The 20,815-nt window shown below is 70.3% G+C and carries 26 protein-coding genes; 10 read left to right on the top strand and 16 right to left on the bottom strand.

Annotated elements, in window-relative coordinates; genetic code table 11:
• Positions 1 to 46 precede the first annotated feature (46 nt).
• On the top strand, positions 47 to 625 hold the full coding sequence (locus E1267_RS19875; protein ID WP_246064038.1) for a hemerythrin domain-containing protein: 579 nt from the start codon (positions 47 to 49) through the stop codon (positions 623 to 625).
• Positions 626 to 675: 50 nt separating this feature from the next.
• On the opposite strand, the gene E1267_RS19870 is transcribed toward E1267_RS19875, so the two are convergent.
• Entirely contained in the window at positions 676 to 1,587 is a 912-nt protein-coding gene (locus E1267_RS19870) for a DMT family transporter (RefSeq protein WP_132334078.1), read from the bottom strand.
• A gap of 69 nt (positions 1,588 to 1,656) precedes the next feature.
• Here E1267_RS19870 and E1267_RS19865 point away from each other — a divergent pair, with 69 nt between their 5' ends.
• Positions 1,657 to 2,244 (top strand): TetR/AcrR family transcriptional regulator, encoded by a 588-nt coding sequence (locus E1267_RS19865; RefSeq protein ID WP_132334077.1) that lies wholly within the window; start codon positions 1,657 to 1,659, stop codon positions 2,242 to 2,244.
• Between the two features lie 104 nt (positions 2,245 to 2,348).
• On the top strand, positions 2,349 to 2,729 hold the full coding sequence (locus E1267_RS19860; RefSeq protein ID WP_132334076.1) for a YbaB/EbfC family nucleoid-associated protein: 381 nt from the start codon (positions 2,349 to 2,351) through the stop codon (positions 2,727 to 2,729).
• Here E1267_RS19860 and E1267_RS19855 read toward each other — a convergent pair.
• From E1267_RS19855 to E1267_RS19845, 3 genes are read right to left on the bottom strand one after another with little or no spacing between them, the layout of a single operon-like run.
• Positions 2,707 to 3,276: a suppressor of fused domain protein gene (locus tag E1267_RS19855; protein ID WP_132334075.1), complete on the bottom strand. Its 570-nt coding sequence runs from the start codon at positions 3,274 to 3,276 to the stop codon at positions 2,707 to 2,709. The two genes, E1267_RS19860 and E1267_RS19855, sit on opposite strands and share 23 nt — an antisense overlap.
• Before the next feature lie 9 nt (positions 3,277 to 3,285).
• On the bottom strand, positions 3,286 to 4,410 hold the full coding sequence (locus tag E1267_RS19850; RefSeq protein WP_132334074.1) for a GH-E family nuclease: 1,125 nt from the start codon (positions 4,408 to 4,410) through the stop codon (positions 3,286 to 3,288).
• Positions 4,407 to 4,730: a hypothetical protein gene (locus tag E1267_RS19845; RefSeq protein ID WP_132334073.1), complete on the bottom strand. Its 324-nt coding sequence runs from the start codon at positions 4,728 to 4,730 to the stop codon at positions 4,407 to 4,409. Before E1267_RS19845 ends, E1267_RS19850 begins: the two co-directional genes overlap by 4 nt.
• Before the next feature lie 242 nt (positions 4,731 to 4,972).
• On the opposite strand from E1267_RS19845, the gene E1267_RS19840 reads away from it, so the two are divergent.
• Both E1267_RS19840 and E1267_RS19835 read left to right on the top strand, forming a co-directional pair.
• Positions 4,973 to 5,257 carry a substrate-binding domain-containing protein gene (locus E1267_RS19840; protein ID WP_132334072.1) on the top strand — a complete coding sequence of 95 codons (285 nt, stop codon included), beginning with the start codon at positions 4,973 to 4,975 and terminating at the stop codon, positions 5,255 to 5,257.
• Positions 5,258 to 5,424: 167 nt separating this feature from the next.
• The gene (locus tag E1267_RS19835) at positions 5,425 to 7,635 is read left to right on the top strand and encodes a rhamnogalacturonan lyase family protein (RefSeq protein WP_132334071.1); all 2,211 of its coding nucleotides are present in this window, start codon (positions 5,425 to 5,427) and stop codon (positions 7,633 to 7,635) included.
• Between the two features lie 83 nt (positions 7,636 to 7,718).
• Here the strand turns inward: E1267_RS19835 and E1267_RS19830 are convergent, their stop codons facing one another.
• From E1267_RS19830 to E1267_RS19800, 6 genes are all read right to left on the bottom strand, one after another.
• Positions 7,719 to 8,303 (bottom strand): ATP-binding protein, encoded by a 585-nt coding sequence (locus tag E1267_RS19830; protein ID WP_132334070.1) that lies wholly within the window; start codon positions 8,301 to 8,303, stop codon positions 7,719 to 7,721.
• Positions 8,304 to 8,329: 26 nt separating this feature from the next.
• Complete coding sequence (locus E1267_RS19825; RefSeq protein WP_132334069.1) at positions 8,330 to 9,208, bottom strand: DUF4394 domain-containing protein; 879 nt, start codon at positions 9,206 to 9,208, stop codon at positions 8,330 to 8,332.
• Between the two features lie 191 nt (positions 9,209 to 9,399).
• The gene (locus E1267_RS47315; protein WP_281283666.1) at positions 9,400 to 9,525 is read right to left on the bottom strand and encodes a MerR family transcriptional regulator; all 126 of its coding nucleotides are present in this window, start codon (positions 9,523 to 9,525) and stop codon (positions 9,400 to 9,402) included.
• Positions 9,526 to 9,846: 321 nt separating this feature from the next.
• The gene (locus E1267_RS19810) at positions 9,847 to 10,683 is read right to left on the bottom strand and encodes an ion transporter (RefSeq protein WP_132334068.1); all 837 of its coding nucleotides are present in this window, start codon (positions 10,681 to 10,683) and stop codon (positions 9,847 to 9,849) included.
• A gap of 126 nt (positions 10,684 to 10,809) precedes the next feature.
• The gene (locus E1267_RS19805) at positions 10,810 to 11,529 is read right to left on the bottom strand and encodes a haloacid dehalogenase type II (protein WP_132334067.1); all 720 of its coding nucleotides are present in this window, start codon (positions 11,527 to 11,529) and stop codon (positions 10,810 to 10,812) included.
• On the bottom strand, positions 11,526 to 12,176 hold the full coding sequence (locus tag E1267_RS19800; protein WP_132334066.1) for a GntR family transcriptional regulator: 651 nt from the start codon (positions 12,174 to 12,176) through the stop codon (positions 11,526 to 11,528). Before E1267_RS19800 ends, E1267_RS19805 begins: the two co-directional genes overlap by 4 nt.
• Before the next feature lie 184 nt (positions 12,177 to 12,360).
• On the opposite strand from E1267_RS19800, the gene E1267_RS19795 reads away from it, so the two are divergent.
• Genes E1267_RS19795 through E1267_RS44455 form a run of 3 tightly spaced genes read left to right on the top strand, consistent with a single transcriptional unit; the run spans position 12,361 to position 13,546 of the window.
• A complete protein-coding gene (locus E1267_RS19795) occupies positions 12,361 to 12,870 on the top strand; it encodes a TlpA family protein disulfide reductase (RefSeq protein ID WP_132334065.1) in 510 nt (169 codons plus the stop codon).
• On the top strand, positions 12,867 to 13,412 hold the full coding sequence (locus E1267_RS19790; RefSeq protein WP_132334064.1) for a S26 family signal peptidase: 546 nt from the start codon (positions 12,867 to 12,869) through the stop codon (positions 13,410 to 13,412). Before E1267_RS19795 ends, E1267_RS19790 begins: the two co-directional genes overlap by 4 nt.
• Positions 13,385 to 13,546, top strand: a complete 162-nt coding sequence (locus E1267_RS44455; RefSeq protein ID WP_165959694.1) for a hypothetical protein — start codon at positions 13,385 to 13,387, stop codon at positions 13,544 to 13,546. The genes E1267_RS19790 and E1267_RS44455 overlap by 28 nt, the downstream gene beginning before the upstream one ends.
• A gap of 698 nt (positions 13,547 to 14,244) precedes the next feature.
• Here E1267_RS44455 and E1267_RS19785 read toward each other — a convergent pair.
• A complete protein-coding gene (locus E1267_RS19785) occupies positions 14,245 to 14,985 on the bottom strand; it encodes a CPBP family intramembrane glutamic endopeptidase (protein ID WP_132334063.1) in 741 nt (246 codons plus the stop codon).
• A gap of 109 nt (positions 14,986 to 15,094) precedes the next feature.
• Here E1267_RS19785 and E1267_RS19780 point away from each other — a divergent pair, with 109 nt between their 5' ends.
• Positions 15,095 to 15,769 carry a TetR/AcrR family transcriptional regulator gene (locus E1267_RS19780; RefSeq protein WP_246064035.1) on the top strand — a complete coding sequence of 225 codons (675 nt, stop codon included), beginning with the start codon at positions 15,095 to 15,097 and terminating at the stop codon, positions 15,767 to 15,769.
• 157 nt (positions 15,770 to 15,926) lie between these two features.
• On the opposite strand, the gene E1267_RS19770 is transcribed toward E1267_RS19780, so the two are convergent.
• The 5 genes from E1267_RS19770 to E1267_RS47310 all read right to left on the bottom strand — a co-directional run bounded on the left by E1267_RS19770 (position 15,927) and on the right by E1267_RS47310 (position 19,147).
• Positions 15,927 to 16,667 (bottom strand): ABC transporter permease, encoded by a 741-nt coding sequence (locus E1267_RS19770; RefSeq protein ID WP_132334062.1) that lies wholly within the window; start codon positions 16,665 to 16,667, stop codon positions 15,927 to 15,929.
• Positions 16,660 to 17,505 carry an ABC transporter ATP-binding protein gene (locus tag E1267_RS19765; RefSeq protein WP_132334061.1) on the bottom strand — a complete coding sequence of 282 codons (846 nt, stop codon included), beginning with the start codon at positions 17,503 to 17,505 and terminating at the stop codon, positions 16,660 to 16,662. The genes E1267_RS19770 and E1267_RS19765 overlap by 8 nt, the downstream gene beginning before the upstream one ends.
• Positions 17,506 to 17,543: 38 nt before the next feature.
• Positions 17,544 to 17,966 (bottom strand): DUF6069 family protein, encoded by a 423-nt coding sequence (locus tag E1267_RS19760; protein WP_132334060.1) that lies wholly within the window; start codon positions 17,964 to 17,966, stop codon positions 17,544 to 17,546.
• Between the two features lie 166 nt (positions 17,967 to 18,132).
• On the bottom strand, positions 18,133 to 18,441 hold the full coding sequence (locus E1267_RS19755) for a hypothetical protein (RefSeq protein ID WP_132334059.1): 309 nt from the start codon (positions 18,439 to 18,441) through the stop codon (positions 18,133 to 18,135).
• A gap of 307 nt (positions 18,442 to 18,748) precedes the next feature.
• Positions 18,749 to 19,147 carry a non-reducing end alpha-L-arabinofuranosidase family hydrolase gene (locus tag E1267_RS47310; protein WP_281283665.1) on the bottom strand — a complete coding sequence of 133 codons (399 nt, stop codon included), beginning with the start codon at positions 19,145 to 19,147 and terminating at the stop codon, positions 18,749 to 18,751.
• A 212-nt stretch (positions 19,148 to 19,359) separates the two neighbouring features.
• Between E1267_RS47310 and E1267_RS19745 the strand changes: the two genes are divergently transcribed.
• Positions 19,360 to 20,814, top strand: coding sequence for a glycosyltransferase family 2 protein (locus tag E1267_RS19745; protein ID WP_132334058.1), 1,455 nt, complete (start codon positions 19,360 to 19,362; stop codon positions 20,812 to 20,814).
• Position 20,815: the final 1 nt, after the last annotated feature.

Raw genomic sequence — 20,815 nt, 5'->3', positions numbered from 1 at the left:
GGGGTAGGGCTGGCGCGTACCAGGACGGAGAAGGGGTGGGGTGTCGATGACCAGGACGGCGCCGGAGACGATGGAGCAGAGCGATGTCATCGTGTTGCTGCGGGCGCAGCATGGGATGATCCGGGATCTGTTCGATGAGGTGGAGCGGGCGCCGGTGGAGCGTCGGGGGGAGGCGTTCGGCCGGTTGGTGCGGTTGTTGGCGGTGCATGAGACCGCTGAGGAGGAGATCGTGCATCCGTATGCGCGGGGCCGTATCGATGGGGGTGATGCGGTGGTCGATGATCGGTTGGCTGAGGAGAACGAGGCCAAGGAGTTGTTGTCGCGGCTGGATGAGGACGGGCCGGACGCTGCCGATTTTCTGGAGCGGTTGCTGGTGTTGCGTGGGGCGGTGGAGGCGCACGCGCGTAGTGAGGAGCGGTATGAGTTCCTGCAGTTGCGGGCGCATACCACGGAGGCTGAGCGGCGCAGTATGGCCGCGGGGGTCAAGGCGGCCGAGGCGATGGCTCCCACGCATCCGCATCCGGGCACGGAGTCGGCCACGAAGAACGTTCTGGTGGGCACGCCGATGGCGATGATGGACCGGGTCCGCGACGTCATCCGCCAGACGATGGGCAAGAACCCCTGACCTGCCACAGGTCGCCGGGGCCGCACGTCCGGCCCGGTCGCGGCGCGAGGTCAGCGCCGGGCGCGGGCCGGCTCGTCCGGTGAGCGCTCGGTGGCGGACGAGAGGCCGCCGCGGTGCACGATGACGACCGCCGCGAGGCAGACGGCCAGGCCGAGGGCGGTCTGCACGTGGAAGGGCTCACGGAACATGAGGGCTCCCCAGACGGCCGTGACCGGGGCCATGAGGAACATCAGCGTGTTGACCTTGGTGACTCCCGAGCGCCTCGTGATCATCCAGTACAGCCCGTACCCGCCGAAGGTGGACAGAGCCACCAGCCAGGTGATCGCGACCCAGAACGAGAGCTCGGCGGGCGGCTGCGCGGCTCCGGCGCCGACCGCCAGCGCCGTGAAGATGACGGCGCTCGTGGCGCAGTGCACGGTCATCGAGGTCGCGGGAGCGACCGGCGTACGGGCGCGGCCTTGCAGGAGCGTGGCCGCCACCAGCGAGAACATGCCGATGAGCGGGATGAGGTAGGCCCACCAGGCGGCGCCGGTGCCGGCCGTGGCGTCGGCCATGGTGACGACGGTGACGCCGCTCAGGCCCAGGGCGAGGCCGATCCACTGGTGGCGTGAGACCTGCTGGTGCAGCAGCGGTCCTGCGAGTGCTCCGGCGACCAGCGGCTGCGCGCCGTCGATCAGGGCCGTGGTGCCGCTGGAGACCCCGAGCTGGATCGCGTAATAGACGGTGAGCAGGTAGCCGCTCTGCGAGAGCACGCCGATCACGGCCTGCCGGGTCACGTCGCGAGGTGTGAGGCCCCTCCACGACGAACCGGAGAGGGCGGCGACGACCATCAGGATGACGGCGAGGGGCAGGAACCGCCACATGAGGATCGTGACCGCGGGCGCCGTGCCCACGCCGAGCTTGGCTCCGATGAAACCGGAGCTCCAGCAGAGCACGAAGGCGATCGAGAGCAGAAGGTGCACGATCCTGTCCTAACTATACCGATCTGTATACCCTACCCCTTCACTATACAGATCGGTATACTGTGTGTCATGGGCAGCAACGAGACCACGCAGCGGATCACGATGACGCCGGCCGCACGGCGTGTCATCGAGGCCGCCGAGAGGCTCTTCTACGAACGCGGCATCCACGCCGTCGGCGTGGATCTGATCGCCGCCGAGGCCGGGGTGACGAAGAAGACGCTCTACGACCGGTTCGGCTGCAAGGAGCAGATCGTCGTGGAATATCTCGCCGATCGCGACGAACGCTGGCGCGTCTTCCTCGCCGACCACATGAACGCCGCCGGGCCGACGCCGGCGGCGCGCGTCCTGGCCGTCTTCGACGCGGCACGCGCGTGGGCCGCGCAGCACGGCCACAAGGGGTGCAGCATGGTCAACGCCCATGCCGAGATCAGCGATCCCGCCCATCCGGCCTACCCGATCATCACGGGGCAGAAGCGGTGGATGCTCACCCTGTTCACCGACCTCGCCGGCGAGATCGCTCCCGAGCAGGCCGGTCGCCTGGGCAGGGCGCTCATGCTGCTCCACGAAGGAGCGCTGGTCGCCGAGGGCCTGAGCATCTTCCCGGACGCCATCGGCCAGGCCCGCGAGCAGGCTCAGGCCGTCCTCGCCGCCGCTTGAGGGAGTCCCGCCCGCGCAACCCTTCGACAATCGTGAAAACCGGGGACGGCGGCGTCGCGGAGTTGCACCGTAGGAACTCCGGCGGGCAAGCGAGTGGAGGCGAGATGCGCCCTTCGGCCGAGCTTCAGGAACTGTACGACCGGCTCGCCGCCCAGGCCGAGCAGACCGCCGCCACGTTGCGGTCCGCCCGGACCCGGCTGGCCACGATCCGCGGTACGGGGTCGGAAGAGCTGGCCGAGGCCACCTCCGACGCCCATCTGCGCATCGTCGGGCTGACGCTGAACCCGCGCGCCATGCGGCTCGGCCCTCAGGAGCTGGCCCGGCAGATCGTCCAGGCGGTGCAGGCGGCTCAACGCGACGCCGAGCGGCAGGCCGCGCGGGTCATGGAGGAGGTCGAGGCCCGAACGGCGTCGACCTCGCCTCCACTGGACGCCGGCTTCGTGCGGGAGCGGATCGACCAGCTCATCGACGAGCTGGACCGCTGAGCGGAGGCCGCGCCGGGTCGTGGAAGTCCACGTCGGTCGCCGACAACAGCGCCGCGCCGCCCTCCGCCTCAAGAAGCGGGATCTCCGACGCGTGCAGCGGATAGAGCTGGATGAGGTTGATCGTCCGGTCCGGGAGCTCCAGGTGGGTGAACTCCGGATCGAGGTCGGTGACGAGGAAGGCCAGCAACGCCGACATGTCCGACTCCTCCGGACTTATCGGCGCGTCGAGCACGAAGGCGTCCCCCGCGGCGAACCGCTTCTCGCCACGGTAGTGGGCGGCCACGAAGCCGGCGGCGAACACCCAGTCCGGCCGGGGCGAGTTCATGCTGATGAAGAGCTCCGGGCGGCCGAACTCCCAGTCGGGGTGCGCCACGGACGACAGGCCGAAGGTGAACCCCGAGATCGTGTCCTCTCCGAACTGGCCGCGGTAGGCGAACGCCCGGACCGGCGGGGAGACCTCGTCGGGCGTGATGAGCATGCTCTCAGGCTCGGCTCCGGCCCACTCGCCGAGCCGGGCGAGATACGCGTCGACGCTTCCGGCTTCCATCTCCCCTCCCTACCAGAAGAACCCCTTCTTCTTGGGTTTGTTCCGCAGGTTGCCTTTCTCGTCGACGTACTCCTCGACCCACTTGTTGACGCCCTTCTTGCCCTCGTACCGGTGGCTGCGGTTCGAGCCGCGGTCCTCGAACTGGTACTTCTTCGGGTCGTTCGCCACCTCATTGATCAGCTTGCGGCGGTCGCGCGAGCTGAGCCCTTCCTTCCTCAGGCGTTTGTCGAGGTCCTTCAGCTTGTGCGCTTCGTACCCGGGCTTGTGCCCGATATCGGGCTTCCCCTGGATGGGCTTCTTGGTGTTCGGGTCGATGAGCTCGCCCTTGCTGTTGTACTGCCCTTGGATCTGGTCCCTGGTGCTCTTGCGTAGGTACGGTCTGGACGCCGGCTTCTCCTGGGTGGCTCTCCGTACCTGCTCCAGTTCCTTGCTCGTCAGGGACCGGCCGTAGCGCTTCTCGTAATCTCTCGCCGCTTTCCGGATCTCTCGTTCCGAGACGTTGAAGGTGGTCGGGCCGACGCGGGGCGCGTCGTACGGGCTGATCCTGAGTCCACCATGCCCGCCGGCCCCGGCCAGTTCGCGGCCCAGCGCATTGCCCTGCCAGCCGCGTACACCTTGGAGGGGCGCCCGGACGCGCCCGTCGAGCATCGACGCCAGGCGGGTGCCGATGCCGCGGCCCAGCACCTCCTTGATCTGCCGGTCCATCCGGCGCAGCGCCTGGCGTCTGGCGACGAAGGCGTACGCGCCCGCCGCGCCGCCGGCGAGCAACAACGGCGCCACCTGCTGCCCGAAGTGCACCAGCTGGGACATCGTGGCGGCCTTGCCGGCGGTGACGATCGTGGCGGCGGTGTCGAGCACAGGCGGCATGTTCGCCGCCGCGCTGGTCACCCGCCGCAGGTCGCCGCCGTTGCCGCTCACGTCCTGCCAGTGGCTCGCGAGCTCGGTGGCGGACATGCCCTCGTACGCGTCCAGGCCCCGGGCCACGGTGGCGCCCGCGTCGAGCCCGCTCTGTTCGACGTGACTGGCCACGACCCGCCACGCCTGCGCGTCGGCGCGCATCTCCTCCTCGTCGACGGGGATCGCGTCGATCCCGGCCAGCTCGAACAGGAACGTGAGGCCGGACGGCACCGTCATGGGGCCGCCACCTCATCCGGGCCGAGCACGCGGCGCGCGGCCACGTCCGCCTCGACGAGCGAGGCGGCCGTGTCGTGCATGCCGTGGCCGGTGGAGTGCACCGTTCGCGAGACGGCGGAAAGAGCCCGTGCCGCTTCGTGAACGCAACCGGAATAGATGTCGACGAACGGCGCGATGAGGCCGTCGTCCCGCCAGGCCGCCGCGGCCGAACCCCGCTCCGTGAGCCGCTGGATCGCCGCACTCAGGTCCGTGCCGTGTTGGCCCATTCTCTGGGCGGCGTCATCCAGCCGCGTCGGATCCGCCTCTATGCCCTCGCGCATCTTCCGACCGTAACCAGGGCCATGCGTACGCCCGCGTCAGTTCAGCAAAAGCTGAAACATCGTCAGGGCCGGGCGTGTGACGGCCGCTTCTACGACGCGGCGTTCGGCCTGGGCGAGCAGGTGCGCTCGCGCGGCGCGGCGGCGCCCTCGCCAAGGTCGCCGGGGTCTCCCCCGACGGCACCGGTCACACCGGCTCGCCATCGGCGGCGGCACCGGGCCCTTCATCGACCGGACGGCTTCGCGTGAGAGACGCCCTGAAAGACCGCATCGGTGTGTTCCGCGTGATCGTCGCGGGGCGGATATGGTGCTGCGGTGGACGCTTCGACCGAGCCGCGCCGACCCGGCATGCGCCAGGTCGCGCGGGAGGCCGGCCGGCGCTGACCACCGTCTGGCAGCCGAAGCGCGAGCTGGGCCGGGTCGCGGCCGAGCTGCTGCTCGACGAGGCCCGCGCGGGTCACCGTCACCAGAAGCTCGTCTACCGGCCGCGGCTGGTCGTCCGCGAGTCCACCGCGCCGCCCTGCCGCTGACCGGTTGCGGCTCCGAAAGTTTCAGAGCCGTGTGCACTCCTCCCGCTGCTGACCTGAAAGGTAACGATCTCGGGTGAGGTGGGCACCGGTGGCCCGTTGACACTCTGGTCAGCACCTTCTTACCGTGTGGGCGCTCGGCACCCCTCAGTACACTGATTGGACGTTCAATGAAACGTTTATCCCGTCCAGCACTGCTTGTCACGGCGCTCGCCGGCAGCGTGTGCCTGGTCGCCGCGACCGCCGTCGGCCTGCAGTCGCCCGCCGCCGCGGCGGTGGCCTGCGAGGTCGACTACGACGTCGCCACCCAGTGGTCCGGCGGGTTCACCGGCAACGTGACCGTCAGGAACCTGGGCGACGCCGTCGACGGCTGGCGCCTGGACTGGTCGTTCACCTCCGGCCAGCGGATCACCCAGGCGTGGAACGCCACCGCCACGCAGAACGGCGCCGCCGTCACCGCCGAGGACGCGGGCTACAACGCCGCGATCCCCCGGGGCGGCAGCACCACGTTCGGCTTCAACGCCTCCTGGGACGGATCCAGCAACCCGGCGCCCGCCACGTTCACCCTCAACGGCGTCACCTGCACCGGCGACCCCGGCGAGCCGGCCCCGACGGTCACTCCCACGGTCACCCCCACCGCCCCCGCGGACGCCAAACAGGCGGAAGACCTCGACCGCGGCCTGATCAGCGTCCGCTCCGGCAACGGCAACCTGGTCTCCTGGCGGCTGCTCGGCACCGAGCCCCGTGACACGTCCTTCAACGTCTACCGAGGCGGCACACGCATCGCGACCGTCACCGACTCCACCAACCACCTGGACGCGGGGGCGCCCTCGGACGCCTCCTACACGGTGCGCCCGCTCACCGGCGGCGCCGAGGGCCCGGCCTCCGAACCCTCGCTCAGGTTCGGCGACGGCTATCTCGACGTGCCCGTCTCCCCGCCCGGCGGCCACCACGCCAACGACGCCAGCGTCGGCGACCTGGACGGCGACGGCCGGCTCGACCTGGTGCTGAAGTGGGAGGCCGACAACTCCAAGGACAACTCCCAGTCCGGCACCACCGACGTGGTCTACATCGACGGGATCAAGCTGGACGGCACCCGCCTGTGGCGCATCAACCTGGGCCGCAACATCCGCGCGGGCGCCCACTACACGCAGTTCCAGGTCTACGACTACGACGGCGACGGCAGGGCCGAGGTCGCCATGAAAACCGCTGACGGCACCGTCGACGGCCGAGGCACCGTCATCGGCAACGCGAACGCCGACCACCGAAACTCCTCCGGCTACGTCCTGTCCGGCCCCGAGTTCCTGACGATGTTCGACGGCCGGACCGGGGCGGCGCTGTCCACGGTGAACTACGACCCGCCGCGCGGCAACGTCTCCTCCTGGGGCGACTCCTACGGCAACCGGGTGGACAGGTTCCTGGCCGGCACCGCGTACCTGGACGGGCAGCGGCCAAGCCTCATCATGGCGCGCGGCTACTACACCCGCTCCGTGATCGCCGCCTGGGACTTCCGCGACGGCCGGCTCGTCAAACGCTGGACGTTCGACAGCAACGCCTCCGGCAACGGCTCGTACGCCGGCCAGGGCAACCACAGCCTCACCGTCGGCGACGTGGACGCCGACGGCCGCGACGAGATCGTCTACGGCGCGGCCGCCATCGACGACGACGGCGGCCGACTGTGGAACGTCGGCTGGGGCCACGGTGACGCCGCCCACCTGGGAGACCTCGACCCCGGCCGCCCGGGCCAGGAGTACGTGAAGATCTCCGAGTCGGGCAACCGGCCCGGCCTGTACATGGTCGACGCCCGTACCGGCCAGGTGCTGTGGCGTACCGGCTCCGGCTCCGGCTCCGACGGCGAGGGGCCCGGCCGGGGCGTGGCCGCCGACATCCACGCCGGCAGCCCCGGCGCCGAGTCCTGGGCCTCAGGGGCCGGGCAGAACGGCCTGCGCAACACATCCGGCACGGTCGTCGGCCGCCAGCCGTCCTCGGCGAACTTCCTGTCCTGGTGGGACGGTGACCCGGTGCGCGAGCTGCTGGACCAGACCAGGATCGACAAGTACGGCACCGGCGGCGAGACCCGCCTGCTGACCGCCTCCGGCGTGCACAGCAACAACGGCACCAAGGCCAATCCGTCACTGTCGGGCGACATTCTCGGCGACTGGCGCGAGGAGGTCATCTGGCCCACCATCGACAACCGCGCCCTGCGCATCTACGCCACCCCCCACGTGACCACCACCAAGATCCACACCCTGCTGCACGACCCGCAGTACCGGGTGGCCCTCGCCTGGCAGAACACCGCCTACAACCAGCCGCCGCACCCGAGCTTCTTCATCGGCGACGGCATGAGCACCCCGCCCCAGCCCCGGGTCCACGTGCGCTGACCGTGGGCGGTTGTGCGGCCTTCCCGGGAGCGCGAGAAGGCCGCACCTTGGGAGGGCCGGACCGCGTCACGGGCGTACGGTGGTCAGCTCCGGACGGGAAGCGCCGCCACGACCTCGAACCCGCCGCCGTCCGCCGGGCCGCAGCGGACGGATCCGCCGTAGGCGGCGACGCGCTCCCTGATGCCCACGAGCCCGTGCCCGCCCGACCGCCCGGCCTGCGCGCCCGCGCCGCGGCCGTCGTCGGAGACGCGCAGGTCGAGCGCGTCCTCCCCATAGCGCAACGACACTCCGCCGTGCTCACCTGCGGTCCCGCGTGTTTGCGGGCGGCCTCCCCACCGCAGCGCGGCGAGGACGGCGCCGAGCTCGACGACCGCCGCCGCCGTGATCGACACGCGCCGGTCGCGACCCGTGGCGACGGTGTGGAGCCCGGCGAGCAGCATGGCGTTGGCCCAGGTCGGCAACACGCCGAGCACCAGTTGGGCGAGGGACACCAGCGCCATCGCCGCGAAACTCGCGACCGGGTGGTTCCTGCGGGCGACGTACGGCAGGCACAGGCCCGCGGACACCAGCAGCGCGACCGGGTAGCGCGGCAGGTGCTCGGGAACGTACGCGGCCTGCACAGGCACGTTGACGACGAACACCGCCGCCGCCACGGCGCCGTCGATCACCCGGGGATGCGCCCGCGCCAGGACGGTCAGGTGGTGTCGAGCGCGACGGCGATGTCGGTGATGGTCAGCGGGAACGGCTCGCTGATCTGGGTGGCGGCGCCGGTGAGCAGGTCGACGGAGTTGAGCGTCGCGAGGCCGTCCGAGTCGACGAAAGTGGCGAATGCCGAGTTCGAGACGGTCTTGCCGCCCTTCAGGTCGCTGTAGATGTCGAGGCCCGCGTTCAATGCGACGGGCCGGCCGAGCGCACCGGTCGGGGCCAGCAGGCCGTTGTTGGCCGGCGACTGGACGACGACCTGCGCGGTCATGGTGTTGACGTCGAACAGCGTGGTCGCCGTGTCGCCGTTGAGGTCGTTGTTGGTGTAGGCGGCGGCGGTGACCCCGGAGGCCGGCGAACCGGGGCCGTTGCTCAGCGTGCCGTCCGACACCGTGGTGCCGTCGTTGAGGTTGTGCCGCAGGTTCTGACCGTTGTCGCTGATCACGCGCAGCCGGTCGGCGGCGGGATTGAAGTCGACTCCGAACGCCGTGCCCTTGAGACCCACCTTGAGCTGGGAGACCTTCGAGACCACGACGTCCTCGTCGCCGGTCGGGATCGAGATCGTGTAGATCCCGCCGTGGTTGCCGACGGCGTAGAACTTGCCGTCCTGCACGCGGAAGTCGATGCCGATCACGAAGGTGTCGGTGACCAGCCCGGAGATGCGCCTGACCCAGTTGAGCTCTTCCGGCTCCTCGGTGGTGAAGGTGGCCATCACCCTGCCGTTGTCGGTGATGCCGTACGCCCGCAGCGGGGGGGCCGCGGTCGAACTGGAGTCGGCCGCCAGGCTGGTGCCCGCCGGCCCGACGCCGATGGCCGCGGCCGTCGCCAACGCGATCAGCACGGCGGCCTTCCTCATGATCCGTCCTCGCATGGGTGCTCCTCCATCGAGTCGTGCAGGCGGCCTGTGGGCACCTGCGCCTACCGGCGTGTTCGCCGGCAGCAACAGCTTGTCCGGCGGCGGAGGAGCCGTCCTCGTGACAGATGTCAAAACGCCGCGCCAGGGCGAGGCGGTCTTTGTCATCTCGCGCAACGGCGGACGCGGGTGCCGGAGCGGAGGAACGCTCAGTGTTTGACGGCTTCGCGGATGATGTCGTCGAGCACGTCGCGGGAACGCACCAGGTCGCCGATCATGCGGTCGATGCGCTCACGTTCCCTCATGAGTTGCTCGGCCAGCCACGGGGAGGCCACCCATCGACGGCCTCGGCCTGGCCTGTCTGCACCTCACCGACAACGACCGCTATCCCGCGCTGGCACGGGCCCCTCATCGCCAACGTCGGCGAGAACGGCCCCGCCACCAGTAAGGACGCCGGTGAAGCCGCGCTCGCCTCGGGCCGCGCCGACCTGGTCTCGTACGGCAGGGCCTTCATCGCGAACCCCGACCTGCCCGCCCGCTTCGCCCGCGACGCCCCGCTCCAGCCGATCGACACGGCCCATCTGTACACCCACGACGCCGCCGGGTACACCGGCTATCCCAGCCTGGACGCCCTCACGCTCGCTGAGGCGGGCCGGTCAGCTCGCGTTCGACAGGCTGGCGGAGGTCCCGGAGCCGTCCGCCGGATCGCCGGCCCGCGCGGGAGGTTGCAGGGCGTCCAGCTTGGCGTGCAGGCGCGCGAGCTCCTCCGTGATCGCCTTGAGCCGGTCGTCGGTACGCTGCTCCTCCGCGGAGGTGCTCTCGTCGTCCATGGCGTTGACGACGACCGCGATGAAGAGGTTCAGCACCACGAACGACGACACCAGGATGTAGGCCACGAAGAAGATCCACGCCCAGGGGTGCACGTCCATGATCTGGTCGGCGATGTCCGGCCAGCCCTCCCCGGTCAACACCTGGAACAGGGTGAACAGGGAGGTCGGGATCTCGCCGAAGTAGGCCGGCGCGGTGCGCCCGAACCACTGGGTGGCCATCACCGCCGCCATGTACATGATGATGATCAGCAGACCGAGGATGGAGGCCATGCCGGGGATGGCGGCCAACAGCGCGGAGATGACCCGGCGCATGCTGGGCACCGCGGTGACGAGCCGCAGCGCCCGCATGATCCGCAGAGTACGCAGCACCGAGGCCGGCCCCGAGGCGGGCACCAGCGCTATCGCCACGATGGCGGTGTCGAACCAGTTCCACGGGTCCTTGAAGAACGCGCCCCGGTGGGCGTAGAGGCGGGCGGCGAGCTCCAGGACGAACACGCCCACCACGACGCGGTCCACGACGTGGAGCGGCTCGCCGATCCACCCCATCACGAAGGAGGAGGTCTCACAGCCGATCGTGATCGCGTTGAGCAAGATGACCGCCGTGATCGCCCGCTCGAAGCGAGGGTGGGCGAGGAGGGCGCGCACGCGTTCTCGATCCAGCAACGTTCCAAGCCTCCAATGTCGGCGCCGGGGCGTCGATCATCGTACGAGGTGAGACGTGCGGAGCAGCGACCGGCCCGCTCGCCCCGGTCGTCGTGCCGGTCCTCAGGCCGGTCCTCAGGCCGGTCGTCAGGCGGGTTCGGCGTCGACCGCGTCCGCGAACGCCCGCATGGAGGTGAAGGTCCAGTTGGGGGTGACGCCGGCCGACGGTTGCGGTGTCGCGCCCCAGCCGGCGTTGTCGTGCCGGCGGTTGATCCACACGGTCGGCAGGCCGGCGGCCTTGGCGGGCACGTGGTCGTGGAACAGGCTCTGCGCCACGTGCAGCAGCCTGCCCTCGGCCACCCCGAGCCGCTCGGCCTCGTGGAGCAGCGCCTCGAAGGCACGGGGATCCGGCTTGTAGCAGCCGATGTCCTCGGCGGTGAGGACGCTGGTGAAGGTGGCGCCGAGGTGCTGGTTGGAGCCGGCGAAGCCGGCGCGGTCGACGTTGGAGACGATGATGAGGTCGTACCGCCGCGACAGCCGCTGCAGCGCCTCCGCCGAGTCGGGGAACGCCGGCCAGCCGGGCACCGAGACCGCCAGTGACTCGGCCTCGTCATCGCTGACCGGCACGCCGAGCTGCGCGCCGAGGCCGCGCATGGCACGCGCCAGGATGCGCGGGTAGAGGTCGCCGGGGTGGTCGGCCTCGGCCTGCGCCTCGTGCGTCGAGTACGCCGTCAGCAACTGCTCGTCCGTCATCCGCAGGTCGTGTGCGTCGGCCCACGCGCGCAGCACGGTCGCGATGCCGTTCTCCCAGTCGATGAGGGTGCCGTAGCAGTCGAAGCTGAGGGCGTCGAAGTCGCTGAAGTTCACCGTGTGTGCTCCTGGATGAGGTCGAGGTAGAAACGTTCCGAGTCGTCACAGTGCCCGTTCCAGGCGGCCCTGACCCGCTGGAGGTCGCCGGAGCGCAGCGCGGCGAGCAGCAGCTCGTGCTCGTGCGCCAGGTCGGCGACGCTCTCGTAGGTCGGGCGGAGCTGGGCGATGAGCAGGCGCAACTCGGCGCTGAGCTCGTCGAAGGTGCGCAGCAGACGCGCCGAGCCCGCGGCTTCGAACACGGCCCGGTGGAACGCCACGTCATGGTCGGCGACCACGTCCCAGGAGACGTCGTCCCCCAATGCGGAGAACGCCTGCGCCGCCGACGCGATGCCGGTGAGCGGCCGGTCCTGCGTCACGACCATCTCGACCGCGACGAGCTCGACGGGCCGCCGCAGCCGGCCCAGGTCGATCGCGTCGTCGGCGGTGAACGACCGGACCTGCGCACTGCGCCCGCGCCCGCGGTCGAGCAGCCCTTCGGCCACGAGCGTCTGCACGGCCGCGCGCACCGTGGGCCGGGCCACGCCGAACTCCTGTGACAGCTCGGTGTCACGCAGCTGGTCTCCGCCTGAGTAGTGGCCTGACAGCAGCCGGCGGCGCAGCTGGTCGGCGACGGCGTCCGCCACAGTGACGACGTGAATCGACATGTCTAACTGTATAACAGCTATCCAGGCGGCCTGGCAACCTTTTCCGGGCTAGTGGCGCGCGAGGGGTGGGCTAGCGGGGTCGTGAAGCATTCACGTCGAGGATCACGAGCTCGTCGCGTGCCGTCGGGACCGCGTGCGCTCAAGGTGATCCCGCATTTGCTCACGGACAGGCGGGGAGGGTGCGATGCAGTACGTGGTCGCCGCGGTCGTGCTGGTCGGCCTGCTGTGCATGGTCAACCTGCTGTTGACCGTCGGCGTGATCCGCCGGCTGCGCAGGCAGGGCGGGAGCGCGCCGGCGATGAGCGAAGGGCTCTCGCCCGGTGAGAGGGTCCCGCGGTTCGCCACCATGACCACGAGCGGTGAGCCGATCTCCGACGAGCTGCTGGGCGCGCCCGCGCTGGTCGGCTTCTTCTCCCCGGGCTGCGGGCCGTGCGAGGAACTGCTCCCGCTCTTCGTGGAGCGGGCGCGCGGCACGTCGGACGCCGTGCTCGCCGTGGTCGCGGACACCGGCGAGGACTGCGCGGCCGACGTCGAACGCCTCGCGGAGGTGGCGCGTGTCATCACGGAGGCGCCGCAGGGGCCCGTACAGACGGCGTTCAAGGTCAACGCGTATCCGACCGTCATCACGATCGGTCAAGGGGGCACGGTCGTCAGCGGCGGTCACGCCATGCCGGCCGAGGTCACGGCGTCATGAGGCGGGCGTTCCTGGCGGGGGCGTGCGCGCTCGGAGGGCTGGCCCTGCTGGTGGTACGGCTGCGCGCGACGTACATGGTGGCCCGGGTCCACGGCGAGAGCATGGCTCCGACGTTGACCGACGGGGACCGGCTGCTGTCCCGGCGCACGCGCCTGGGGGCGCTGGGCCACGGGCAGATCGCCATCGTCCGGAACCCGCTCCCGGCCGGCGGCAAGTTCCTGGTCAAACGCGTCGCCGCCCTGCCCGGCGATCCGGTTCCTGAGGACGTACGCAAGGCCGTCGACGTGGACGTCGTCCCGGTCGGCAGGTTCGTGCTGATCGGTGACAACACCGAGGTCAGCTTCGACTCCCGCGAGCACGGCTTCTTCCGCGCCGACGACCTCCACGCCGTCACGATCAGGCGGCTGGACGCGCGGCACGGTCCCTTGTCCACAAGCCCGCGGCCGCCACGAGACGACTCTTCGTGGTGCCGCGCCCAGGAAGGCCCGGGACAGGGAAGGGAGGTGAGAACGGAATGCTGGACAAGCTCCTTGACCGGTTGATCCCCTCGGTCAAGGCCGACGCGGCGTGCGTCAAGAGGTGCGTGCAGATCAGCTACGACCCGAACACCGGCTGCTACACGATGCGGTGCTACGAGACGAACTGCAGCTACCGCCAGATTCGCCTGTGCGAGTAGGTCACTGGAAGAAAGGTGGGACCAGATGAAACTTTTCACCGATTTGGCAGACCGGATCGTCGCTTTCGTCGTACCGACCGGCGACGCGCAGGCCGCCTGCACCGCACGGTGCATTCTCGACCACACGACCTGCACGGGAAGCATCTGTTGCTCCGTCTTCAAGTGCTGGAGAACCGACTGCTCGGTCTACCACAGGAAGCAGTGCGCATAGGCGTCTGAGGGGTCTTCCGGCGACCGGTCAGGCAGGCGCCGACGGGGGGCGCGGCTGAAGGGCACTGGGAGGCGCCCTTCAGCCGCGTGGGGCGTGTCGCCGATCAGCGCCGGTGGCGACGGCGACGCCGGTGGCTCGAGGAACTGTCGTCGTCCGGGTCCGGTGTCGGCACGCTGAGGCGGGGCAAGGACAGAAGCCTGGCTGCGGTCAGGCGGCTCGGCGTTGTCATGGTCTGCTCCTAACGTGGTGGAGCGATCGGTGCGGCTGCGGGGTGCAGCCTCGCCTTGGGGAGCTACCCTCGACACAAATAGGGCAATCTGCACAAAACGGACTCCAGGGCTGGGCTTTGACGCCTCCGGGGACGAAACCGGGCCACGTCAAAGGCGGGCCCCGATACGGCACAAGCTCGTTCGGCAAGCCGGTGGACGGCCGGGCTCCCGCTCGGACGGCGCTGCGCACGTACGACGCCTTGACCGAGGCCGGCGAGTCAGACCAGCGCGCCCGCCAGCAGGAAGATGGCGAGTCCGTGTGCGAGGGCGGCGGCGATCACGCCGTCGCGCAGCCGCAGGAATGCGCAGATCAGTCCCTCGTACAGGGTGAAGGCCGGCAGCGGCCAGCCGACGTCGGTGACCGTCGAGGCCAGGAAGACGTGGCAGGCCGCGAACAGCAGAGCCGACAGCACAGCCGCGCGTCCGGCGGAGGCGTGTTGCTCCAGCCGGCCCTGAAGGAAGCCGCGGAACAACACCTCCTCGGCGAGGTTGCCGGCCAGGCTGAACACCAGCAGCACCGGCAGCAGCGTGACGGCGACCGCGCCGCCCCTCGCCGCCAGGGGCGTCGGGAGCGACAGCAGCAGGACCGGGGCGGCGGCCAGCACGCCTCCGCCGACGCCCCAGCCGAGTGTGACCGGCCTGAACCGGCCCCAGCGCACCAGCGCGCGGAGTTCGCTGTCCAGGCGCAGCACTCCCGCGGTCAGCGCCAGCGTGCAGAGGCCGAACAGCAGCAGGATCCCCGCCCGGTCGGTGAAGCGCAGCCACGGAACCGCGCCCGCGGCGCCCAGCCGCCAGAATCCCAGCGGTGTCATCGCATCCCTGACCAGGACGAAGCCGAGAATGAGCACCATGACGCGGAGCAGCGGGTCGCGTTCACGACGCGCCACCACGTAACAGGCGCCGATCAGCAGCAGGCCGGGCAGGATCCGGACGCCGTAGGCCAGGAGGCCGGACAGCACGAAGACGCCTCCGTTCGCACAGAAGGTTCTGGAGGGAAGGGCGGGGCGACGAGCCCGCCGTTCAATGATGCGAGTTATTCTCAGTTTTCGGTACTCGCATTGGAGGTCCGTGCTCACGCCCCGTAAACAGCCCCGCCAGCAGCGCTCCCGCGAGACCGTGGCGGCGATCCTGGAGGCGGCCGCTCAGCTTTTCCAGCGTCACGGCTACACCGGCACCACCACCAACAAGATCGCCGAACGCGCCGGAGTGTCCATCGGATCGCTGTACCAGTACTTCCCGAACAAGGACGCGCTTCTGGTCGCGCTGGCCGAGCACTACCTGGCCGAGAGCGTCCAGCAGGTCGCCCAGGTCTTCGCCCGCGCCGGCGAACACCGCCCGCCCCTGCCCGTCCTGCTCGCCGACCTGGTGGAATGCGTGGCCGTCCTGCACACCGACCGGCCCCGGCTGCACCGGCTGCTGTTCGACCAGGCGCCCCGCACCCCCGACCTGGTCACCCGCTTCCGGCAGGCCGAGCAGCAGATCGCCCAGGCGCTCGCCCGCGAACTGCGCCGCCTGGGAACCGGCGGCCCCGACCCTGAGCTGAACGCCCTGCTGGCCGTCCAGGGCATCGAGGCCCACCTGCACGGAGCCCTGCTCGATCTGCCGGCCGGCCGCGACGCCACCGCCCACGTACGGGCAGTGGTCCGCCTCTGGCAGCAGGCCCTGTCCGCACCCTGCGACCCCGCTGAAGCTCACCGCTCGCTGGGGCAAGCCTCTTCCGGCCCGAACAGGCGGTCCAGGTGATAGTCGATGATCCGCGTGGCGGCCTCGTGGCCGCGCTGCCGGCTGAGGACGCTTGAGGTCAGGCCGTTGGCCGGCGCCAGGACGCCGGCGACCGGGCGCCCGGCAACAACTGCACGGGTACCGGAACCTCGCGAATCTGCTCCTAAACGCCGGCGGGTCAGGTGAAACGCCGGCCCTCGTCGCGGCGGTAGGCCCAGAAGGCGGCGGTCGCCGTGGCGACGGTCCAGACGGCCAGCATGACCAGCGGCACCACGCCCGGCCGGGCGCCGACGACGGCCGCCCAGATCAGCTCGGCCGCGCCCCGGGTGGGCACGTACGGCGAGACGGCCTGTACGAACTGCGGCAGGACCTGCGGCGGCAGCAGCAGCCCTCCGAGGATGGCCATGGGGAAGAACAGCAGTTGTGACACCGCCATCGCGGCCTTCGAGGCCAGCAGGAAGCCGACGCACAACCCCATCAACATGAACGGCACCACGCCGAGGACCAGCGCGCCGACCCCCAGCAGCAGCCGGACCGGCGTGATCGTCGCCTCCGTGAACAGCGCCGCCACCAGCAGTACGGGGATCACCGAGAGGAGCATGACGGCGAGCGTCGACAGGATCCGGCCCGCGAAGCGCGGCAGCGGGCCGGCGGGCAGCGTACGCAGGTAGGGGTTCCACGGCAGGTCGCGATCTTGCGCGACCGCGCTGCTGAGCCCCATGAGCGCGGCCGACATCGCGCCGAAGAACATCAGCGAGCCCGTCGCCGTCGTCGCCGCCACCGGGTCCCGGCCCGCGAACGGCACCACGAACGCCACCATCGAGACCGCGGGGAAGAAGGCGCTGGCCAGGATGCCGATCGGCACCCGGATCTGCTCGATCACGAGGTAGCGGGTGTGCGCGAGGACCAGGCTAGACATGTGCGGGCTCCTTCGAGGTGAGGGCGAGGAAGGCCTCCTCCAGCGTGGCCGGTCTGATCTCCAAGCCGGAGAAGGGCGTCCCGCTGCGTACCAGCTCCACGACGAGCCGGTCGGGGTCGTTGACGACCAGGTCGATCCGGTCGCCCGAGCGTTCGGCGACGAGGGAGACGCGCCGGGTGCCCACCATGCCGCGTACGGCCCGTACGCTGTCGTCGGCCAGCACGCGGCCCTGGTCGACCACGAGCACCCGTTCGGCCAGGGCCTCGATCTCCTCCAGGTAGTGGCTGGTGAGCAGCACGGTGCCGCCTTCCTCGTGGAAGGACCTGATGCCCTCCCACAACGCCCGCCTGGCCCCGACGTCCAGGCCGGTCGTCGGCTCGTCGAGGAACACCAGCCGTGGCCTGCCCGCGAACGCCAGCGCCACGGCCAGCCGCCGCCGCTGCCCGCCGGAGAGCCCGCCGACCTGCCGCCTGACCAGATCCTCCAGCCCGAAGCGGGCCAGCAGTTCGGCCGTGGCGACGCGGTCGGGGAAGTGCGCGCAGACGAACTCGGCGATCTCGCCGACGCGCAGCGACTCGGGCAGCCCGGTCTCCTGGGGGGTCATGCCGATGCCGCGCCGCGTGGCCGGGTCCAGCGGCGAGCCGCCGAACAGCTCCACGGTGCCGGACGTGGGCCTGCGCAGCCCCGCGAAGAGGTTGATGAGGGTGGACTTGCCGGCGCCGTTCGGGCCGAGCAGGCCGACCACCTCGCCCGCTCTGATGTCGAGCGAGACGTGGTCGAGTGCGAGCACGTCGCCGTAGCGGCGGGTGGCGTCGATCGCTCTGGCGAGGACTGTCATGTCGGGTCTTCCGTGTCGTGGCGTCGGCGAAGGAACGATCATCGCCTGGCCAGCCCGGGAACGAGCACGGCGCCGACGACCAGGTGCAGCAGGAGCAGCACCACCGTCGCGGCGGTGCCGGCGGCGCTGCCGAGCGGGCCGAGCAGGGACAGGGCGAGCACGGCCAGGGCGACGATCGTCCAGATCCGGCCGCCCCGGGCGGTGAACCGTTCGAGAACGGCCAGCAGCGCCCAGCCCGCGAGCCCGGCCAGCAGGCTCGCCACCACGACCGCTACCGGCCCGACCTGCTGGACGCCGCCGCTCATCCGCACGGTCAGCGCGGTCCCGGCCACCGGCACCGCGAGGACCCAGCCGGCCAGGGCTGCGGCGCACGCGCCGGTGACGGCGAGCGGCCTGCGGAGGGAGGCCTTGGCGGAGCTGTTCGGGGAGGCGTGCACGGGGGTGTTCGGGGAGGTGTTCATGCCGCTCAGCCTCTCCCGCCGACCCGGTCCGCCACATCGGGCGCGCGGTCGCACCGTGTTGTCCCCTCGTGGGGCACGGCTCCGACTTCGGTAGGGGCCCGCCGCGGCGCCGGTCCGTGACAGGCGAGGGCCCGCGTGCGCGCGGCGGGCTTTTGGTACGTGAGGGTCAGCAGCTGTCGGCTCCGTCGAAGGTACGGGGGCCTCGGGCGACCTTGGAGTAGATGGTGCGTCCCGGGTCGACGGTGTGGCAGGCGCCGTCGGTGCCGCGTGCCCACTTGATCTTCAGTCGGAGCCGGCGGCCGCAGTCGTTGCGGGCGTACCCCGTCTTGGTGATGGTGCCCGTGGTCTGCCAGACGGCCACGCACGAGGGGGCATTGCCCGCCGGCACGGCGGCGGCCGGAGACGCTGAGGCGAGGGCGCCGGTGAGGGCGAGGGCGAAGGCGGTGAGGGTGGCTGTGGTGAAGCTGTGCTGCACGAGGTGGTGCTCCTTGTGTGGGTCGGTCCGCGCAGGCGGGGTGTTCCCGCCGTGATCAGCCGGCGGCGAGCGGCCCTCAGCCATCGGGTGGCGTGGGGCGAGACTGACACAGAAGCGAAGATCTCAGATGGGTAACGGCAGGGACATGGCCGGGCGGCACAGCGTCTGACCTGCCGTTTTGGGGGTGTCGCCGGTAACGTTTCGCCGGCGTCCCAGAAAATGCGGGCGCTCCTGGTCAAAGGCCTCGCGAAGAAGTGTGTGATGGCGGGCTCGGCCTCACCGCCGAGCCCGCCACGCGGGGTTCCCGTCAGCGCTGCAGCGTCAGCAGCCCCGGCCGGTAGGGGAGAAGGCCGTAGTCTCCGCCGGAGTCGGGATCGCGTCCCCGGTAGAGCAGTTGCAGGTCGCAGGGATCGACGGTCATGGTCTGGTCGGCGCCGGCGCGGACCAGCTCGCCGTGGCTGATGTCGTTGGTCCAGGTGGCGCCGCTGTTGGCCTTGCCGGCGAAGGGGTTGCTCTCGGTCGCGGCCTGGGGTGTCCACGAACCGCCCAGGCTGGTGGCCGTGAACGAACGGAAGTAACGGCCCTGGGCGGCGTCGATGATGCGGTAGAAGGCTTCGGCGGCGTCGTTGCCGGCTGGGAGCAGGCCGTCGATGACGATCAGGTCGGCGCGGCAGATGCGGGTGACGGTGCGCGCGACGGTGACCACATGACCGGTTCCACGGATCCAACCTGTCTATACCGAGGCGCATACCGCAGACATGCCGAAAACATACCGGCTCTCGTTATCGTCAAGTTCAAGTCGCTCCCGGGGCGGTGCGCGTGGAGAAAGCCTGCTGCGCTCGCCTCGACAACGGGCAGCTGAACGACGCAGGCCATAACGCTGCCTACTTCGACTGCAACGGACTTGTCGGAGCTCTCATGAGAGGTGACGTGGACGTTTCTGTTGTAACGGCGGTACACAATCGCGGTGTCGCCGCACGAAATGTTCTCCGCAGTTTGGCGTGTCAGACTCTTCCCCCGGAAGCGTTCGAGGTGGTGTTCGTCGACGACGGTTCCGAACGGCCGCTGGCCGAGGAACTCGCCGCGGAAATGGCGACGCTGGAGCCGACGTTCAAGCTCCGTGTTCTCCGGCACGACACGGCAAGAGGCGTGCAGGAAGCGAGAAACGCCGGAGCCGCGCAGGCCGACGGCAACGTGCTTGTCTTCCTGGACGCCGATTGCCTGGCGCACCCCGGGTTGCTGCAGGCCCATCTGGACGCGCACACCGGGCGTCAGGTGGCGGTATGCGGTTACACGAGCGTGCGTGAGTTGACTCCGGCCAGTTGGAGGCTGCTGCTGGGCGACGACTGGGACTTCGGCGACCCGGTCGGCGTCGCCGACCGGATGGAGCGGACGCCGCTGCTTCACGATCCGTTGTGCGAACTGCTGGCCGATCCGCGACCCAGTGACTGGGCCTTCTTCTGGACCCACAACGTGAGCATCCCTCGCTGGGCTTTCGAGCAGGTGGGCGGGTTCAAGAGCGACTTCCCCGCCAAGGGGGTCGAGGACATCGAGATGGGTTATCGGCTCGCACGTACGGGTCTGCCGACCGTTTTCGCGCCGGCCGCGAAGGCGGTGCATCAGCCTCATGACCGGCTTCGCGGACGAGACATCGTCCAGGACCGGCACAACGAGCAGATCCTGGTGGATATGTATCCGACGCTGGAGGTCGAAGCGGTATGCAGCTACGACATCGTGCGGTCGCGCGAGCTCGTGCCGGCGATCCAGCGCTTCGCCCGGGCGCTGGACCCCGCCACGTCGGACTGTGCGCGGCTCGAGGAGCTTCCCGGGGTTTGCGCGCGGATCGCCACCGCCGGGAACGTCCTGGTGATGGGAGATCCGGCCGGCTGGCCGACCGGTCTCAGGCCGCCTGACGCGATCTGTTTTCCGGTAGACACCCGGGAGCGGCCCGAGCCGGGCCGGGAAACCGCACGGTTGCCGCTTCTCGGCACCCGCATTCCGTATCCGGACGATCATTTCGAGCTCGGGTTGGTGACCGACTACTGGCGGAGCTTCCCCGAGCGGACGCTCAGCCGGATCCTTTCGGAACTGGCCCGCACCTGCCGGAACGTGGTGCTGCTGTCCGGCGTCAGTGCCGCGCCCCTTCAGCAGGCCGATCCCGCGCTGGCGGCGGCCCTTGACGCGTACGACCACCCCTATTGGGAGTTCACGGTACGGCTTCGGCGCGAACTGCACGAGTTTGAGATCGTCGAACGGGAACGTGCGGGCACCACGGCGGCTTTCGACCTGTGTGAGCGGCTCTGGGAGACCTCGGATCTGCGTACGGCGATCAGCGCTCCGCCGTCGCGACGTCCCGCGCAGGCGAGTGCGTGAC

This window comes from Nonomuraea longispora (assembly GCF_004348345.1).
Classification (GTDB): Bacteria; Actinomycetota; Actinomycetes; order Streptosporangiales; family Streptosporangiaceae; genus Nonomuraea; species Nonomuraea longispora.
Note: the sequence above shows the minus strand (reverse complement) of the source record. Positions and strands in the feature narration are given on the sequence as shown.

Coding starts and splice junctions, on each gene's coding strand:
- E1267_RS19875 (WP_246064038.1), top strand. CDS start 47: ATGACCAGGACGGCGCCGGAGACGATGGAGCAGAGCGATGTCATCGTG.
- E1267_RS19865 (WP_132334077.1), top strand. CDS start 1,657: ATGGGCAGCAACGAGACCACGCAGCGGATCACGATGACGCCGGCCGCA.
- E1267_RS19860 (WP_132334076.1), top strand. CDS start 2,349: ATGCGCCCTTCGGCCGAGCTTCAGGAACTGTACGACCGGCTCGCCGCC.
- E1267_RS19855 (WP_132334075.1), bottom strand. CDS start 3,276: ATGGAAGCCGGAAGCGTCGACGCGTATCTCGCCCGGCTCGGCGAGTGG.
- E1267_RS19850 (WP_132334074.1), bottom strand. CDS start 4,410: ATGACGGTGCCGTCCGGCCTCACGTTCCTGTTCGAGCTGGCCGGGATC.
- E1267_RS19845 (WP_132334073.1), bottom strand. CDS start 4,730: ATGCGCGAGGGCATAGAGGCGGATCCGACGCGGCTGGATGACGCCGCC.
- E1267_RS19835 (WP_132334071.1), top strand. CDS start 5,425: ATGAAACGTTTATCCCGTCCAGCACTGCTTGTCACGGCGCTCGCCGGC.
- E1267_RS19825 (WP_132334069.1), bottom strand. CDS start 9,208: ATGCGAGGACGGATCATGAGGAAGGCCGCCGTGCTGATCGCGTTGGCG.
- E1267_RS19800 (WP_132334066.1), bottom strand. CDS start 12,176: ATGTCGATTCACGTCGTCACTGTGGCGGACGCCGTCGCCGACCAGCTG.
- E1267_RS19795 (WP_132334065.1), top strand. CDS start 12,361: ATGCAGTACGTGGTCGCCGCGGTCGTGCTGGTCGGCCTGCTGTGCATG.
- E1267_RS19790 (WP_132334064.1), top strand. CDS start 12,867: ATGAGGCGGGCGTTCCTGGCGGGGGCGTGCGCGCTCGGAGGGCTGGCC.
- E1267_RS44455 (WP_165959694.1), top strand. CDS start 13,385: ATGCTGGACAAGCTCCTTGACCGGTTGATCCCCTCGGTCAAGGCCGAC.
- E1267_RS19770 (WP_132334062.1), bottom strand. CDS start 16,667: ATGTCTAGCCTGGTCCTCGCGCACACCCGCTACCTCGTGATCGAGCAG.
- E1267_RS19765 (WP_132334061.1), bottom strand. CDS start 17,505: ATGACAGTCCTCGCCAGAGCGATCGACGCCACCCGCCGCTACGGCGAC.
- E1267_RS19760 (WP_132334060.1), bottom strand. CDS start 17,966: ATGAACACCTCCCCGAACACCCCCGTGCACGCCTCCCCGAACAGCTCC.
- E1267_RS19745 (WP_132334058.1), top strand. CDS start 19,360: ATGAGAGGTGACGTGGACGTTTCTGTTGTAACGGCGGTACACAATCGC.